We start from the raw sequence: 17,771 nt of genomic DNA on the forward strand, positions 1-17,771 counted from the left end.
AAATTTTTGTTTGGCCAATTTTTATGAATTCCATAATGAAAAAGGGTATTCCAGATGCGGAATACCCTTTTCTTTTACATATATTTCTTAAGGACGCCCCATGCTTGTTCCTTACCTTCGCCTGTTTCACCGGAGAATAGAAGCAATTCATCTTCTTTTTCCATATTTAATGTTTGGCGCGTGATTTTCAAGTGCTTTTGCCATTTGCCTTTTGGAATTTTATCCGCTTTAGTGGCAATAACGATCCGGGGCAGATCATAATGCTTCAGGAATTCATACATTGCGATATCATCCTTTGTCGGCGGATGACGCAAATCGACGATCAGAAGCGCAGCGCGGAGCTGGTCACGGGAAGTGAAGTACGTTTCAATCATCTTGCCCCAAGCATCACGCTCGGTCTTAGATACTTTTGCATAACCATAACCAGGTACATCCACAAAATGGAGTGCTTCATTTATGATATAAAAATTCAAGGTTTGCGTCTTACCCGGTTTAGAGGATGTGCGCGCCAAGTTTTTTCGATTGATCATTTTGTTGATGAAACTGGATTTCCCAACGTTGGAACGGCCTGCCAAGGCAAATTCCGGTATTGGGGTATTGGGATATTGTTCAGGCTTCACAGCACTGATGACAATATCTGAACTAGTCACTTTCATTCGTTCACACCTACCAATGCATGCTCAAGGACTTCATCGACGTGTGAAACTGGAACAAAAGTTAATGCTTTACGGACACTTTCCGGGATATCATCAATATCCTTTTCGTTATTTTGCGGGATGATGATTTTCGTAAGTCCTGCACGATGGGCCGCTAAAGATTTTTCTTTAAGCCCGCCGATCGGAAGAACCCGTCCGCGTAATGTAATTTCGCCTGTCATGCCTACCTCTTTTCTGATCGGCCTATTTGTAAGGGCCGATATTAACGCTGTTGCAATCGTGATGCCTGCAGAAGGGCCATCTTTTGGGACCGCACCTTCGGGGACATGAATATGGATATCATATTTTTCATGGAAGTTCGCATCAATCTGAAGTTTCTCGGTTTTTGAACGGACATAACTGAAAGCAGCCTGTGCTGACTCTTTCATTACATCGCCAAGCTTTCCTGTCAGTATCAGCTTGCCTTTACCTGGTGATAAGGAAACCTCGATTTGCAGCGTATCGCCACCTACCGACGTGTAAGCTAACCCATTGGCTACACCTACTTGGTTCTCGACTTCCGCCTGTCCATAATGGAACATGGTTTTCCCTAAAAACTCCTCGACATTCTTTTCAGAAATGACGACCCGCTTTTTATCTCCGGACACGATGATTTTTGCAGTCTTCCGACAGATGCTTGCAAGCTGTCGCTCCAGACTCCGAACGCCGGCTTCCCGAGTATAGTAACGGATGATTTTTGTTAGAGCTTCCTCACGGATTTGCAGTTGTGTCTTCAATAAACCATGGTTTTCCAGCTGTCTAGGCAGCAAGTGATCCTTGGCTATATGAAGTTTCTCTATCTCAGTATAACCTGCAATCGAAATGATTTCCATACGATCACGAAGCGGACCGGGAATCGATCCCAAATTATTCGCCGTCGCGACGAACATGACTTTTGAAAGATTGTAGGTTTCTTCAATATAATGATCACTGAAATTATGATTTTGCTCCGGATCAAGCACTTCCAGCATCGCTGCAGATGGATCTCCCCTAAAGTCATTGGACATCTTATCGACTTCGTCCAATAAAAAGACAGGATTGATCGTTCCGGCTTTTTTCATGCCTTGAATGATCCGTCCCGGCATCGCCCCTACATATGTGCGGCGATGTCCGCGGATTTCTGATTCATCGCGCACTCCACCTAAAGATATACGGACAAAATTCCTATTCAGGGATGAAGCGATCGATTTAGCCAGGCTCGTTTTCCCGACCCCTGGCGGTCCCACCAAACAGAGGATCGGTCCCTTCAATGAATTGGTCAATTGCTGGACGGCCAAATATTCAAGCACCCGCTCCTTCACCTTTTCCAAACCATGGTGGTCCCGGTTCAGGATTTTTTCGGCTTTATGAATATTCAAGTCATCTTTGGTCGCTTTGGTCCACGGAAGCGATATCAGCCATTCGATATAATTGCGGATGACAGAACTCTCCGCTGAGCTCGAAGGAACTTTTTCATAACGGTCCAATTCCTTTAATGCCGTTTCTTTAATGTGCTCAGGCATATTTGCTTCTTCAATCTTTTCGTTGAGGACCTCAATCTCCCCTGTTTTTCCTTCTTTATCGCCCAATTCCTTTTGGATCGCTTTCATTTGTTCTCGTAAATAATATTCCTTTTGAGTCCGTTCCATCGAACGCTTAACACGCTGGCCGATCTTTTTCTCGAGAAAAAGAACTTCCTTCTCGTTATTGATGATCTCGATGACACGGCTTAAACGCTCTTTCATATCAATGGTCTCAAGCACTTCTTGCTTCTCCTTCAATTTCAAAGGCAAATGTGAAGCGATTATATCCGCTAATCGCCCAGGCTCTTCAATATCCGAAGTGGAAGAAAACGTTTCACCGGTTATTTTTTTGGACATTTTTATGTATTGTTCAAAATAATCCAGTAGTGTGCGCATTAATGCTTGATGTTCAGCATCCTTTTCATCACTGTCTTCATATATTTTAATCTTGGCACCATAATGTGTCTCATAATCGTAAAATTCAATGACTTCTGCGCGGTTCAATCCTTCCACCAACACCCGGATTGTACCATTCGGAAGCTTCAACATCTGTTTTACCTTTGTTAAAGTTCCCATTGTAAATAAATCTTCTTCACCTGGTTCGTCCAACGAAACATCTTGTTGTGTCGTCAAAAATATAAGATGGTCTTCCACCATTGCTTTCTCAAGGGCTTGCACTGATCTATCTCGGCCTACATCTAAATGAAGTACCATCGTTGGATATACAAGCAATCCTCTTAGCGGCAGGAGGGGGACGATGATTTCTTTATCAGTCATTTCCTGACACCTCCATCTAATTAGTATCGTCGTTGTAAACTATTTACCCATGTTCTCAACCTTTTAACAATTCTATCCTATTTATATAGAAGTGTCTATTCGTTTACCTTAACACGTTTCGACTGCTTTTATTATCTCCAATATTGGATAAAAAAGCACGTCTGAATGCGGTTTATTTTACGTCAGGTTTGTCGGGAACGCCAATATGGTCCTTAAAATGCCCCGGTTCCATTTTTTAGCCGGGGCATTTCCTTTATACACTTTCTTTTTTCGATAGGTCCAAGGTTGTAAGGATTTGTTCCGACATCAATTCTTTTTTCAGTGCCTGATCCAGCACTTCTTTTACATTCGTAACGGGAATGATTTCTATATCCTTGATTTCAGATAGAAGTGGCTGCATGTTTTCGGCTGGGATGATTACTTTCTTAGCCCCAGCTAGTTTAGCCGCCTTGATTTTCGGAATGACACCGCCGATCGGTTTAACGCCGCCATGAATGCTTATTTCCCCAGTCATCGCCACGGTGTGATCAACAGGGATTTTATATATGGCCGAGTATATGCCTGTGGCCATGGCAATTCCTGCAGAAGGGCCATCTACTGGACTTCCGCCAGGAAAGTTCACATGGATATCGAATTGATCGGCAGGCACTCCCATCGACCGTAAAACCGTAATGACATTTTCTATCGAACCTTTTGCCATGCTCTTGCGGCGAATCGATTTGCCACTCCCGCCGCCGATACTCTCTTCTTCAACGATGCCTGTAATGTTTATCGAACCCTTTTCATCAGAAGCAGCCATGACCGTAACCTCGATTTCCAGCAACGCCCCGCTGTTGGGACCATAGACTGCAAGACCGTTGACAAGGCCTATTTTAGAATTCGATTCTATTTTCCTGTCCATTCTTTGTGTCAGCTGGCTGCTATGGGCCATCCAATCTATATCTTCTTCCCTGATAAACGTCCTGTTTTCATTAATTGATATTCCTGCAAGAGTCTGAATCATGTTGACAGCTTCCCTGCCATTTCGGGCATAATCCGAAATCGACTGCAAGCCTTTTTCACTGATGGTGATCCCCACTTTATCAGAGGCATTCTTAGCCACGGTGATTATTTCTTCCCGGTCAAGTTCTCGGAAAAACACTTCTATGCATCTTGAACGTATCGCAGGCGCGATTTCATTTGGCGTTCTTGTTGTGGCTCCAATCAGCCGAAAGTCAGCCGGCAGCCCATTTTTAAAAATATCATGGATGTGAGTGGGAATATTTTGATTTTCCTCTTGATAATAAGCACTTTCCAGAAAGACCTTGCGATCCTCCAATACCTTTAACAGTTTATTCATCTGTATTGGATGAAGCTCCCCTATTTCATCTATGAACAGTACGCCGCCATGAGCATTGCTGACTGCCCCCTGCTTAGGCTGCGGAATGCCAGCCTGCCCCATTGCCCCAGCTCCTTGGTAGATTGGATCGTGCACAGAACCAATGAGCGGATCGGCAATCCCCCGTTCATCGAACCTGGCTGTAGTGGCGTCCAATTCAACGAAAACGGCCGAATTCTTAAAAGGGGACTTGCCATTTTTCTTCGCCTCTTCCAAAACAAGTCTGGCAGCTGCCGTTTTCCCTACCCCTGGGGGACCGTAAATTATCACATGCTGGGGATTCGGCCCACATAAAGCAGCTTTTAAAGATTTAATCCCATCTTCTTGACCGACGATTTCATTAAATGTGCTTGGTCTAACCTTTTCTGCCAATGGCTCTGTTAACGAAATCGATCTCATCTTCCGTAATTGGTCCATCTCTTTACGTGAATCACGGTCAATGGAAACTTTTTGTGTCCGCTGGCCTTTCAATAAGTTCAAAAAATACAATCCAATAATGATCCCAAAAAAAAGCTGGATAAACAACGCCAATCCTGTCCAATTCATCGTATTCCCTCCTGCACTCTCCTAGTTTGTCATTTCTGTTAGTATCTCCTTTGGAAGGGCGAAATTATCCAAGAAATTCGTGTTGAAAATTTTGGCGTTTTTATCCTAAATAACAACAATTTATAAAAAGACAAAGAAAAAGACTGCCAGGTTGAACTGGCAGTCTAGACTGTAAATAACTCAAAATTAAATTGGTTTTACCCTACTGTTTTTTTGAAGTTCGAATTGATTTTCCACTACAGGCACCGCTTTCCGCGGGCGGTCCGGGAGCCTCCTCGGCGCCCTGCGCCTACGGGGTCTCCCTAGGACGCGTATTCAATCAGGAGTCTCGCACCTTCCATTCCAACAAACAAAAAGACTGCCAGGTTGAACTGGCAGCCTTGCTTTTCCATAAGATCAAGCAGATGTTTTCTTTTCTTGGCCTTTGATGGTTGTACCGTCTTTTAGGACGAGCTTTGGAGATTCGTTTTTCGAAATCGTGCTGCCAGTGATTACACATTTTGCAACGTCATCACGTGAAGGCAGATCGAACATCACTTCAAGAATGATGCCTTCGATGATGGAACGCAGACCACGTGCACCAGTTTTACGTTCAATTGCCTTTTTAGCAATTTCACTTAGCGCTTCCTGTTCGAATTCCAATTCAACATCGTCAAGCTCAAGCAATTTTTGATATTGTTTAACAAGGGCATTTTTCGGCTGTGTAAGGATTTCAATCAAAGCAGCTTCATCCAATTGCTCAAGAGTCGCAATTACCGGAAGACGTCCGATGAATTCCGGAATTAATCCGAAACGAAGCAAGTCTTCAGGAAGGACTTTGGAAAGCAATTCTTTTTCTGCAATATCATCCTTTTTCACATCAGAGCCAAAGCCGATGACTTTTTGACCAAGACGGCGTTTGATGATCGGTTCGATGCCATCAAAGGCACCGCCGCAGATGAACAAAATATTAGTCGTATCGATTTGGATGAATTCCTGATGTGGATGTTTACGGCCACCTTGAGGCGGAACGCTTGCAACCGTTCCTTAAAGTATTTTCAATAAAGCTTGTTGCACACCTTCACCAGACACGTCACGTGTAATGGAAGGATTTTCCGATTTACGGGCAACTTTATCGATTTCATCAATATAAATGATGCCTTTTTCCGCTTTTTCCACATCATAATCTGCTGCTTGGATCAATTTTAGCAAGATGTTTTCGACATCTTCCCCAACATATCCAGCTTCCGTCAATGAAGTGGCATCAGCAATGGCAAAAGGAACATTCAGTAATCGCGCCAATGTTTGCGCAAGAAGGGTTTTCCCGCTTCCAGTCGGTCCGATTAGGGCGATGTTACTTTTTGAAAGCTCCACATCGTCGACTTTGCTATTGGAATTGATACGTTTATAATGGTTGTAAACAGCGACAGCCAAAGATTTCTTCGCCTGTTCTTGTCCAATCACATATTCGTCAAGAATTTCACGGATTTCCATAGGCTTAGGAACATCTCTGAATTCTACTTCTTCATCAGTTCCCAGCTCTTCTTCGACGATCTCCGTACAAAGTTCTATACACTCGTCACAAATATAGACACCTGGACCAGCAACCAGTTTACGGACTTGTTCTTGTGTTTTACCGCAAAAAGAACATTTTAACTGTCCTTTTTCATCATTAAATTTAAACATGTACGTTCACCCCTTTAAATACTCTTCCAACTCTATAACATAGCGGTACCCAATCGTAATGAAAAGAAACTAGGCACACATCTACTTAAACATTCCAAAATCCTAAGTATGTTTTGCATTTTATCATGTTCTTGGAAGTTTAGTAACAAAAATGCTCACGGTCCGAGTTGTTAAATAAGTACAATAATCAATCAATATGTATTTGCCCTTTACCAGTATGCCCAAAACTTTAGATTTTTAAAAGCAGCATTTGCTGTATAAATATGTATATGCGGTATTAGAACTAATCTACACCGAAATCCCAAAAAAATCAATCAGGAAATAACCGATATTTGAAATTTACACTGATTCTCAATATGTATAAAACAAGGCACGATTACTCGCGCCTTGTTTTTTAAAGGAAATATTTTAATCTACTTATTTAATAACAATTATTTTGCGTCAACTGTTTTGCTGTTTTCTACCAAGAAGTCAATTGCTTTCTTAATTTTAAGATCGCCTTTGATTCCTTCTAAGTTTCCAAGAGCTTGTTTGATCGCGTCAACTTCCATATTGTACATAGTAGCCATTTGTGCAAGTTCAGCTTCTACATCTTCGTCAGTAGCTTCAAGTTTTTCAACTTCAGCGATCGCTTCAAGAGTTAAGCTCGTACGAACTTGTCCTTCAGCTTCTTCTTTCATTTGCGCTTTTAAAGCTTCTTCATCTTGACCTGAGAATTGGTAGTAAAGCTCCAAATTAAGACCTTGAGATTGAATGCGTTGAGAGAACTCATTCATCATGCGGTCAACTTCGTTTGAAATCATTGCTTCAGGAACGTCTATTTCTACACCTTCAACAGCTTTACCAATTACAGTGTTTTGAATGAAGTTTTCTTCTTCATGTTTTTTGTCATGCTCTAATTTATGTTTTGTTTTTTCTTTAAGTTCAGCCAAAGTTTCCACTTCGTCGTCGACATCTTTCGCGAACTCATCATCCAACTCAGGAAGTTGTTTTGTTTTGATTTCGTGAATTTTCACTTTGAATACAGCTGGTTTACCTGCAAGTTCAGCAGCATGGTATTCTTCAGGGAATGTAACTTCGATATCTTTTTCAGCGCCAGTTTCAAGACCTACAAGTTGCTCTTCAAATCCTGGAATGAAAGAGTTTGAACCGATTTCCAATGAATGGTTTTCTGAAGCTCCGCCTTCGAATGCTTCACCATCAACGAATCCTTCGAAGTCAAGAACAACTGTATCGCCTTCAGCAGCTTGTCCTTCTTCTTTAACGACAAGCTCAGCTTGACGCTCTTGCAAAGTTTTCAATTCGTTTTCAACATCTTCGTCAGTTACTTCAGTATTGAATTTTTCAACTTCAACACCTTTGTAATCTCCCAATTTAACTTCAGGCTTAACTGTTACAGTTGCAGTGAAGATCAGGTTTTCGCCTTTTTCCATTTTCTCGATGTCGATTTCTGGACGATCTACAGGCTGAATTCCAGCTTCTTCGACAGCATTTGCATAAGCATCTGGAAGAATGATATCAAGCGCATCTTGGTAAAGTGATTCTACGCCGAATTTTTTTTCGAACATTTGACGTGGCATTTTACCTTTACGGAAGCCAGGTACATTTACTTGTTTCACTACTTTTTTGAAAGCTGCGTCTAAACCTTCGTTTACTTTTGCAGCGTCAACTTCGATTGTTAGTACGCCTTGGTTACCTTCTTGTTTTTCCCATTTTACAGACATGTGTTTCCCTCCAAAAATCTATATACTTCAATAATAAGCATTGGATGAATATGCTTTGCAAGTGTTAACAAGTCATCCTTCAAATATACCCCAAAAATATTGGGGTAATCGTCAAAATTAGACGATTATACATTACAACCACTACATTATACCACAGGATTAATCTGTTACAACAGCAATAGCTTAAATAATGGGATAAGAAATTTCTTCAATTTCTTTTATATTGGAAAGAATATCCGCAACGCTTTCCTCATCAGCTTGGTAAAGGTCCGCTAATTCCCTCATGAAAACTTCCCCGGTCATGTATTCTTCCGCCAAGGCATGATAGGCAGCTGCCCATGCAGGCAAACTTTCTGGTCCGGGTTCAAAAGGAAACAATAAAAAAGAATGACGTTCAATCAAACTATGGACCATTTCAAATAAGCTCGGATTATCCTGACTGATTTCCTCTTCGGTCAGCCCGGTTACCTTCTTATAAAAGTCCGTCTCCTTCAAACTTTTCAATTCGCTTGGTATGACCGACTTTGATTGATTGAATTTCTTCAACGTCACTTCCTCGTTATATTCCTGGTCGATAAGGATGTTAAGGAGCATCGTTTTAAAGAAAGGGTGTTCCTCATCTTTTTGTAGGAATTCTTCGATTTGAGGGATAAATGGTCGAATATTGATATTCGTGAGTTTTGAAATGACCATAAGCATGTCATTATCCGTTTTCCCTTCAAAAAGTTCATCCTCCTGCAATTCCTCTGAAAGCTGCTGATTTTGCCTTTCCTTTTCCTCTTTTTTATCCTCAAGGGCCCTTTTACTGAACTGAAGCATCTTTTCGAAATGTTCCTCTTTATCAAAAGGAATTTGGCTTTCTTCAAATAGCAGTTCGATCGTCGTGACCATTTCCTGATGTTCGCCTAATTGCAGCAGTACCATCAAATAAATATTGATCAATTGAAAATAGTCGCCGATGCCTTTATTCAGCATCTCTATACACAACTCTTTTGACTCCTGGTAATACTCAAGTTCGACTAATGAGACCACTAGTCCCATGCAAACTTCATCATTTTCGGGCTCATACTCCCTGGCTTGGCTGAAAAGCTGTGCAGCCGCTTTAAAGTTTCTGTTTCCAAGCTCATCCAGCCCTTTTACAATCAGCCTTTCACCGAGATTTGGAAAGGCGATAATTTTGGTTTCTCCGACCTTCTTTTCGTTGTTCTCATTATCCATCCTATTTTCCGCCTCACCGTTCGCTTTTTGAGAAACAGTTTAGCATGTAATAGCTGGAAACACAAAAAATTATATGCCTGATGAACGCCTTTTCGGCTTTCCCCTATAAAAAAAATCCCGCATCCTTTCAATTATGAAAGGAGAACGGGATATGACCTTCTTCGATTAAATACTCGTTACAGTCTTTTTTTGAGATTCATAGGCAGAAATCTCTTTATCATATTGGAGCGTTATCGAAATTTCATCCCAGCCTTTGATGAGCATTTCCTTCCAATATGGATGAATTTCAAAGCTTGTTTCAAACCCTTGACCATCTTTCAATGTCTGATTGGGAAGGTCGATCGTCAACTCATAATCAGGTGCCGACACCCTCTCCATTAAATAGCTTACTTCAGTCTGGGTTAAAGCGATGGGGACCATGCCATTTTTCATGCAATTACTTTTAAAGATATCAGCATAAGAAGGAGCGATGATGATATCGAATCCGTAGTCTTTCAATGACCAAGGGGCATGCTCACGCGAAGAACCGCAGCCAAAATTCTCACCTGCTATTAAAATGGACGTGTTTTGATTATAGGGCTGATTCAATTCAAAATCAGGACGTTCCTTTCCATCTTCATCAAAACGCCAGTTATAGAATAAAAACTCGCCAAATCCGCTTCGCTCAATCCGTTTTAAAAATTGCTTAGGAATGATTTGGTCCGTATCCACGTTTTTACGGTCAAGTGCCGCCGCTCTTCCTTTATATATAATAATGGGTTCCATTCTCTGCACCTCCGGTTAATTCGTATTCTTAATGGACTTGTTCAGTTCTTTTCAAATTCCTGATATCGACAAACTTCCCATGAATGGCTGCCGCGGCAGCCATGGCCGGACTAACCAGGTGCGTTCTTGCTCCAGCTCCTTGCCTGCCTTCAAAGTTCCGATTACTTGTGGAGGCACAATGCTCACCGGCGGGAACAACGTCAGGATTCATGCTGAGGCACATGCTGCAGCCCGATTCACGCCATTCGAATCCCGCTGATTTGAAAATCTCATCCAACCCTTCATCTTCCGCTTGCCTTTTGACGCTTTGTGAACCAGGAACGACCATCGCCCGAACCCCTTTATGAACAGTTTGGCCTTCGATCATTTCTGCGGCTTGCCGTAAGTCCTCAATGCGTGAATTGGTGCACGATCCTATGAATACATGTTGTACGGGAATTTCCGTGATCGGCATACCTTCCTCAAGACCCATATACTCAATGGCCCGATTCAGTTCTTTAGGATCCATGATATCTTCTGCGAAGGTAGGTACTTTTCCGTCCACTCCACTAGCCATTCCAGGATTCGTCCCCCAGCTGACCATTGGTGAAATCAGACTGCCATCAAGAATGATTTCTTGGTCATATACAGCATCCTCATCACTGGAAAGTGACTTCCAATCCTGAACACATCGCTCGAACTCTTCTCCTTTCGGCAAATATTTACGACCTTTCAAATAAGAGAAAGTTGTTTCATCGGGAGCTACCAGCCCGGCTCTTGCCCCGCCTTCGATCGACATATTGCAAACCGTCATTCTCTCTTCCATTGACATATCGCGGAAAACCTCCCCACAATACTCAATGATATGTCCCGTACCGAAATCGACACCGAATTTAGAAATCACATATAAAATGACATCTTTCGCCATCACGCCATGACCAAGCTTGCCATTAACCTCAAGCTTTAATGTTTTGGGTTTTGTTTGCCATAGGGTTTGTGTGGCCAAAACATGCTCGACCTCACTCGTACCGATTCCAAACGCAATCGAGCCAAACGCACCATGTGTGGAAGTATGACTGTCACCGCAGACAATCGTCATCCCTGGCTGTGTAAGGCCTAATTCCGGCCCGATAACGTGAACGATACCTTGATCCGGGCTGTCTAAATCAGCAAGACGGATACCGAACTCCTTACAGTTTTGCTCAAGCGCCTCTAATTGTTTCCTTGCAATATCATCCTCGATGAAATAGCGATTAACGGTTGGCACATTATGATCCATTGTCGCGAAAGTGCGTCCTGGTCTCCTGACTGAGCGTCCTTTTAATCTCAAACCTTCAAATGCTTGCGGGGAGGTCACTTCATGAATATATTGAAGGTCAATATAAATTAGATCCGGTTTATTCTCCTCTTCATTTACAATATGGCGATTCCATATTTTCTCTATAATCGACTTTCCCATCACTATCCCACCTCGATCAATCTTGTATTTTTTTTAAAAAACACGGCCTAATGTTAGGCCGTGAAAGAAGTTTATGCGTAAGCTCCCATGATGTTGGAAATGGCTTCCTGGTCTAAAAGATTTGCTTTAATTTCTGCAATCATTTCTGAAGTGGACGTAATATTCGGTTGGCCATTTGCGATATCGCCTGTTCTCAAGCCATATTCAAGGACCCTTTCCACCGCCTGCTCAACGGCTTTCGCTTCATCTTCCAAACCAAAGGATAGACGCAGCATGGAAGCCGCCGATAAAATCGTCCCAATCGGATTGGCCAGATTTTTTCCCGCGATATCCGGGGCAGAGCCATGAATCGGTTCATATAGATTTGGCCCTTTTGTTGAAATGGAGGCGGAAGGAAGCATTCCAAGCGAGCCAGTCAATACCGAAGCTTCATCGCTTAAAATATCGCCGAACATATTCTCCGTCACGATAATATCAAATTGTTTCGGGTTTTTGATCAATTGCATGGCTGCATTATCAACAAGCATATGTTCAAGGGTTACATCCGGATAGTCCTTGGCAATTTCTTCAGCCGTCTCACGCCACATCCTGCTGGATTCAAGAACATTCGCTTTATCCACGGATGTTACTTTTTTCTTGCGATCCGATGCTAATGCAAAAGCAAGTTCAATGATGCGCTTCATTTCGCTTTTCTGATAGAAAAGGGTATCGACGACTGCCTCTTTCCCCTCTTTTTCAACGCGCTCACTTGGCTTTCCGAAATAAAGGCCGCCAGTTAGTTCCCTGACAATCACGAAATCCACATCTTCAATGAATTCCTTTTTAAGAGGAGAAGATCCCGACAAGCTGGAATAATAGCTGATTGGACGGATGTTGGCATAAAGATTCAAATCTTTTCGGATTTTCAGCAAACCTCGTTCCGGTCTTAGGTGCGCAGGCTGGTCATCCCACTTAGGCCCTCCAACGGCCCCTAATAATACCGCATCGCTGTTTTTACAAATCTCCACTGTTTCATCCGGCAGGGGTGAACCTGTGTTATCGATGGCCCCGCCGCCAATCTCACCATATTGAAATTCAAAATCGTGTCCATATCTTTGGGCAACGGCTTCGAGGATTTCTACAGCGCCTCTTGTTACTTCTTTCCCGATGCCATCTCCTTGAAGCACCGCAATATTCCTTTTCATCGAAATCTCCCCTTCCTATAGTAATACTGCTTTTTCTTCTAGTTCCTTCATGATGATCACACGGTTCACAGCATTCAAATATGCTTTGGCGGATGCTTCCAAGACGTCCTGATCAAGACCGCGGCCGCTTGTTTCCACTCCGTTATAATCAATTTTCACAAAAACCTGGGCAAGGGCATCCATTCCGCCGCCAACCGATTGAATTCGATAGTCCAGCAAGCTGATCTCGCTGCCCAAACATCTTTCAAGCGTGTTATATAGGGCTTCTACACTTCCCGCACCTGTAGCCGCTTCCTGAATCTCTTCATTATCGCCTTTTTTCAGCGTGACCGTCGCAGTCGCCGTCTGATGGGTACCGTGGGAAATCTGTAAGGCAACCATGTCATAAAAACTGATATTCGTCGCTTTCTCTTCAAGCACCAGTGCAACGATATCTTCATCCGTCATCGTCTTTTTATTATCGGCCAATTCCTTGAATTGGACGAATAACGAGTTCATTTCCTCATCCGTTACCGTAAAATTCAACTCTTGTAATCTTTCTTTGAAAGCATGGCGTCCTGAATGCTTTCCTAAAACGAGTGAATTGGACGAAACACCGACGAGTTCAGGTGATATGATTTCGTACGTCGTTTTTTCTTTTAACACGCCATCCTGGTGAATGCCAGATTCATGCGCGTATGCATTGGCACCAATAATGGCTTTATTAGCTGGAACTTGCATTCCCGTAAGGCGGCTGACCAAGTCACTGGTCCTTTTAATTTCATTCAGTACAAGATCCGTTCCCGCTTGATAGAAATCTTTACGGATGTAGAGTGCCATCGCCACTTCTTCAAGGGCCACATTTCCGGCACGTTCTCCGATTCCGTTGATTGTCCCTTCGACTTGCGTAGCCCCTCCTTCGATGGCAGCCAACGAATTGGCTGTCGCCATTCCAAGATCGTCGTGGCAGTGTGCGGATAAACTAACTTTATCAATAGAAGGAACATGTTCACGAAGGTACCTGAAAATGTTTCCGTATTCGATTGGAGCTGCATACCCTACAGTATCCGGGATGTTAATGACCTTGGCACCAGCTTGAATGACCTCTTCAACGATTTCAGCCAAATAGTCAAGTTCTGTACGGCTTGCATCTTCTGCAGACCATTGCACGATCGGAAAACGCGCTGCCCCGTACTTAACCATTTCTACCGCCTTTTCAATCACTTGCTGCTTCGACATTTTCAACTTATATTCACGATGAATGGGCGAAGTGGCGATGAACGTATGCAATCTTGGTTCTGCGCCGCCCCTTAATGAATCCCAAGCTGCATCAATATCACCCTTTACAGCACGCGCCAGCCCTGTGACAGAGCTGTTTTTGATTTTGCGCGCGATTTCCTGTACTGAGTTGAAATCCCCTTTGGATGCTGCCGGAAAACCGGCTTCGATAATATCAACACCCAATCTTTCAAGCTGATAAGCAATTTCAAGTTTTTCGGTAAAATTCAAATTTACACCGGCTGATTGCTCCCCATCTCGAAGTGTAGTTTCAAATATATTAATTTTTCGCAACGGCAACCACTTCTTTCTCTTGTTGTTGAGGTTTCACGAATGGCATCATTTTTCTTAACTCACGGCCAACCACTTCGATTTGATGTTGGTTTTCACGATTATTGATCGCATTGAAGACTGGACGATTCGCTTGGTTCTCCAAGATCCATCCCTTAGCGAACTCACCATCTTGGATGTCTTTCAAGATCGCTTTCATTGACTCTTTCGTAGTTTCCGTCACAACGCGTGGTCCAGAAACGAAATCTCCCCATTGAGCTGTGTCAGAAATGGAATAGCGCATGTTTTCCATTCCTCCTTCATACATAAGGTCGATGATTAATTTAAGTTCATGTAAACACTCGAAATATGCTACTTCCGGTTGATATCCAGCTTCTGTCAAGGTTTCGAATCCAGCTTTCACAAGGGCAGTCAATCCGCCGCAAAGTACTGCCTGTTCTCCAAATAGATCCGTTTCCGTTTCTTCCTGGAAAGTGGTTTCCAAACCGCCAGCTCTTAATGAACCGATTCCCCGAGCATACGCAAGCGCCAATTCCCTTGCTTCACCCGTTACATTTTGATAGATGGCGAATAATGCCGGCACCCCTGCACCTTGTTCATATGTACGGCGAACAAGATGTCCCGGACCTTTTGGAGCGACTAATAATACATCCACGTCTGCCGGGGGAACGATTTGATTGAAATGGACGTTGAATCCGTGTGCGAACATTAACGCTTGCCCTGCACGCAATACCGGTTTGATTTCTTCTTGGTATACTTTCGGCTGAGTTTCATCCGGTAATAGGTTCATGATTACGTCTGCCTGTTCAGCTGCTTCTTTCACTGTGTAAACATTAAAGCCGTCTTCCACCGCTTTATCGAATGATTTACCTTTCCTGATTCCGATGATTACATCTACACCGCTGTCACGTAGGTTTTGTGCGTGTGCATGTCCTTGTGAACCATATCCGATTACCGCTACCTTTTTATTGTTGAAAAAATTCTCGTTTGCTTCTGCGTTATAATATACTTTTGCCATAATAATTACATCTCCCTTTTCATCATTGTTTTTGTTTTGTTTTTTTGTTTTGGTTTATACGATTGTTGCACTCTTAGCGTGTGCAATTTGCATTCCACGCGGGATGGCGGCTGTCCCTGTCCTTGCCAATTCCTTGATGCCATATGGCTTGATCAGTTCAATGAAGGCTTCGATTTTATCCGATTCCCCAGTGATTTGAACTGTCAGGCTATCTTTACTGACATCTATAACTGACGCTCGGAAGGGTTCGATGACTGAATAAATCTCGGCTCGGGTTTGTGTGGTCACCAATATTTTAATGAGTGCCAGTTCCCTCGCCACAATCGATTGATTCGTAATATCAAAAACTTTCAAAACATCGACCTGCTTATTCAATTGCTTGGTGATCTGTTCAATGACAGCTTCATCATCAACATCGACCACGAAGGTCATCCTTGAAATGCCATTCTGTTCGGAGGGTCCGACAGTCATGCTTTCAATGTTATAATTTCTTTTCGTGAACAGGTTCGTAATCCGATTCAGGACACCTGGCCGGTTGTTCACGGTTAGGCTAAGAATTCCCTTCATTGATTAAACTCCTTCCATTTCATCAAGCCCTTTTCCTTGTGCTACCATCGGGAAGACATTTTCGTTTTGTTTTACACGGAAATCAATCAACACTGGACCATCAGTCTTTAACGCTGCATCCAGACAGTTGCTAGCCTCTTCCTCCGTCGTCACTTTGTATCCTGGTATACCATAAGCATCGGCCAATTTCACGAAATCCGGATGCGATTGAAAAATACTGTGTGAGAATCGGTTATCATGAAAGAGTTCCTGCCACTGTCTTACCATCCCGAGTGCCCCGTTGTTGACGATGATGATCTTGATCGGCAAATTCATTTCGGCAATGACCGAAAGTTCCTGCAGGCACATCTGGAATCCACCATCCCCCGAAATGGAAAGCACCGTCGCTTTCGGATTCGCCAATTGAGCTCCAAGAGCCGAAGGTAAGCCAAAGCCCATCGTCCCCAATCCACCGGAAGTGACCCATGAATTCGGTTTGTTAAACGGATAGTATTGTGCTGCCCACATTTGATGCTGTCCAACATCCGTCGTAACAATGGCCTCCCCATTCGTTTTTTCATGAAGCATCTGGATGACACGCTGAGGTTTCAGTACGCCTTCTTCATGTGTATAACGCAATGGAAACTCTTCATTCCATGCCGTCAGCTGCGTTGTCCATACATCAATTTCCGGTTTCTTTCCATTTTGCGCAATCAGCTCCGCCAGTGCTTCCTTGGCACTTCCGACGACCGGAATTTTTGTCTGCACATTTTTACCGATTTCCGCTGGATCAATATCGATATGGGCCACTGTTGCATGCTGTGCGAATTTCGCCAGATTCCCAGTCAATCGATCATCGAACCTGGCACCGATATTGATTAATAGGTCACATTTCGATAACGCCATGTTTGCTGCATAGCAGCCATGCATACCACCCATTCCGATAAAGAGAGGATGTTCCGCCGGAAAGCCTCCAAGACCCAATAAAGTATGGACGACGGGAATGCCTTGCTGCTCGACATATTCCTTTAATAGATGGGAGGCCTTTGCATGCAGGACTCCTGCCCCTGCAAGAATGACCGGTCTTTTCGCTCCGCTTACGGCTTCAACAAGCTTTCTGATCTGTAAGTAATTAGGCTTGGTCGTCGGCTGATAGCCAGGGAGATCCATTTCTGGCTCCTTATCAGTCGATTCACCTTGTATAATGGCCATATCCTTAGGTATATCGATTAATACTGGACCGGGGCGGCCGCTTGAAGCGATATAAAAAGCTTCTTTTATAATGCGCGGAAGGTCTTCCGGCTTCCTCACCTGATAGTTATGTTTTGTGATCGGGGTAGTAATCCCCAGTACATCAGCTTCCTGGAAAGCATCCGAACCAATTACACTGGTAGCAACCTGACCCGAAATTACCACAAGCGGTAAAGAGTCAATCATCGCATCGGCCAAACCGGTGACAATGTTCGTTGCCCCTGGACCGGATGTGACTATGACCACCCCCGGCTTGCCGGTAATCCTGGCGTATCCTTCCGCTGCATGAATCGCACCTTGTTCGTGCCTTGTCAAAATATGAAAAAGTTCTGAACTGTAAAGCTTGTCATAAATCGGCAATACAGATCCACCCGGATAACCAAAGATGACTTCAACATTTTCCTTTTTCAATGCATCCAGCAGAAATTCGGCTCCACTATAATGTGTCTTTCCACTCTTCCGATCAGCAACAACTGACTTTTGTGTCATTTCGTAAAAACCTCCTTCACTTTTCCA

The 17,771-nt window shown here is 43.3% G+C and carries 12 protein-coding genes and 1 pseudogene; all 13 read right to left on the reverse strand.

The features are described 5' to 3' along the window. Positions 1-74: 74 nt before the first annotated feature. The 13 genes and pseudogenes from yihA to ilvB all read right to left on the reverse strand — a co-directional run bounded on the left by yihA (position 75) and on the right by ilvB (position 17,744). Positions 75-656: a ribosome biogenesis GTP-binding protein YihA/YsxC gene (gene yihA, locus ACFVSH_RS04730; protein ID WP_034308918.1), complete on the reverse strand. Its 582-nt coding sequence runs from the start codon at positions 654-656 to the stop codon at positions 75-77. Continuing rightward, positions 653-2,974, reverse strand: a complete 2,322-nt coding sequence (gene lon, locus ACFVSH_RS04735) for an endopeptidase La (protein ID WP_387602587.1) — start codon at positions 2,972-2,974, stop codon at positions 653-655. Before lon ends, yihA begins: the two co-directional genes overlap by 4 nt. Before the next feature lie 253 nt (positions 2,975-3,227). Further along, entirely contained in the window at positions 3,228-4,898 is a 1,671-nt protein-coding gene (lonB, locus tag ACFVSH_RS04740; RefSeq protein ID WP_387705094.1) for an ATP-dependent protease LonB, read from the reverse strand. A 396-nt stretch (positions 4,899-5,294) separates the two neighbouring features. Continuing rightward, positions 5,295-6,563: pseudogene (gene clpX / locus ACFVSH_RS04745) on the reverse strand (ATP-dependent protease ATP-binding subunit ClpX). Between the two features lie 431 nt (positions 6,564-6,994). Further along, complete coding sequence (gene tig, locus ACFVSH_RS04750; protein WP_387602582.1) at positions 6,995-8,287, reverse strand: trigger factor; 1,293 nt, start codon at positions 8,285-8,287, stop codon at positions 6,995-6,997. Positions 8,288-8,470: 183 nt separating this feature from the next. Further along, positions 8,471-9,505, reverse strand: a complete 1,035-nt coding sequence (locus ACFVSH_RS04755; RefSeq protein WP_387602579.1) for a tetratricopeptide repeat protein — start codon at positions 9,503-9,505, stop codon at positions 8,471-8,473. A 165-nt stretch (positions 9,506-9,670) separates the two neighbouring features. Beyond that, positions 9,671-10,270 (reverse strand): 3-isopropylmalate dehydratase small subunit, encoded by a 600-nt coding sequence (gene leuD / locus ACFVSH_RS04760; RefSeq protein ID WP_387705096.1) that lies wholly within the window; start codon positions 10,268-10,270, stop codon positions 9,671-9,673. Positions 10,271-10,298: 28 nt separating this feature from the next. Beyond that, positions 10,299-11,708, reverse strand: coding sequence for a 3-isopropylmalate dehydratase large subunit (leuC, locus tag ACFVSH_RS04765; protein WP_387705098.1), 1,410 nt, complete (start codon positions 11,706-11,708; stop codon positions 10,299-10,301). A gap of 71 nt (positions 11,709-11,779) precedes the next feature. Continuing rightward, positions 11,780-12,892 carry a 3-isopropylmalate dehydrogenase gene (gene leuB / locus ACFVSH_RS04770; RefSeq protein WP_192205978.1) on the reverse strand — a complete coding sequence of 371 codons (1,113 nt, stop codon included), beginning with the start codon at positions 12,890-12,892 and terminating at the stop codon, positions 11,780-11,782. Between the two features lie 15 nt (positions 12,893-12,907). Then, entirely contained in the window at positions 12,908-14,443 is a 1,536-nt protein-coding gene (locus ACFVSH_RS04775; RefSeq protein ID WP_387602571.1) for a 2-isopropylmalate synthase, read from the reverse strand. Next, positions 14,430-15,458: a ketol-acid reductoisomerase gene (ilvC, locus tag ACFVSH_RS04780; RefSeq protein WP_192205980.1), complete on the reverse strand. Its 1,029-nt coding sequence runs from the start codon at positions 15,456-15,458 to the stop codon at positions 14,430-14,432. Before ilvC ends, ACFVSH_RS04775 begins: the two co-directional genes overlap by 14 nt. A gap of 54 nt (positions 15,459-15,512) precedes the next feature. Continuing rightward, positions 15,513-16,025, reverse strand: coding sequence for an acetolactate synthase small subunit (gene ilvN / locus ACFVSH_RS04785; protein ID WP_260285339.1), 513 nt, complete (start codon positions 16,023-16,025; stop codon positions 15,513-15,515). Positions 16,026-16,028: 3 nt separating this feature from the next. Continuing rightward, a complete protein-coding gene (ilvB, locus tag ACFVSH_RS04790; RefSeq protein WP_260285340.1) occupies positions 16,029-17,744 on the reverse strand; it encodes an acetolactate synthase large subunit in 1,716 nt (571 codons plus the stop codon). Between the last annotated feature and the right edge of the window lie 27 nt (positions 17,745-17,771).

The organism is Peribacillus sp. NPDC058002 (genome assembly GCF_042886655.1).
Lineage (GTDB): Bacteria > Bacillota > Bacilli > Bacillales > DSM-1321 > Peribacillus > Peribacillus aracenensis.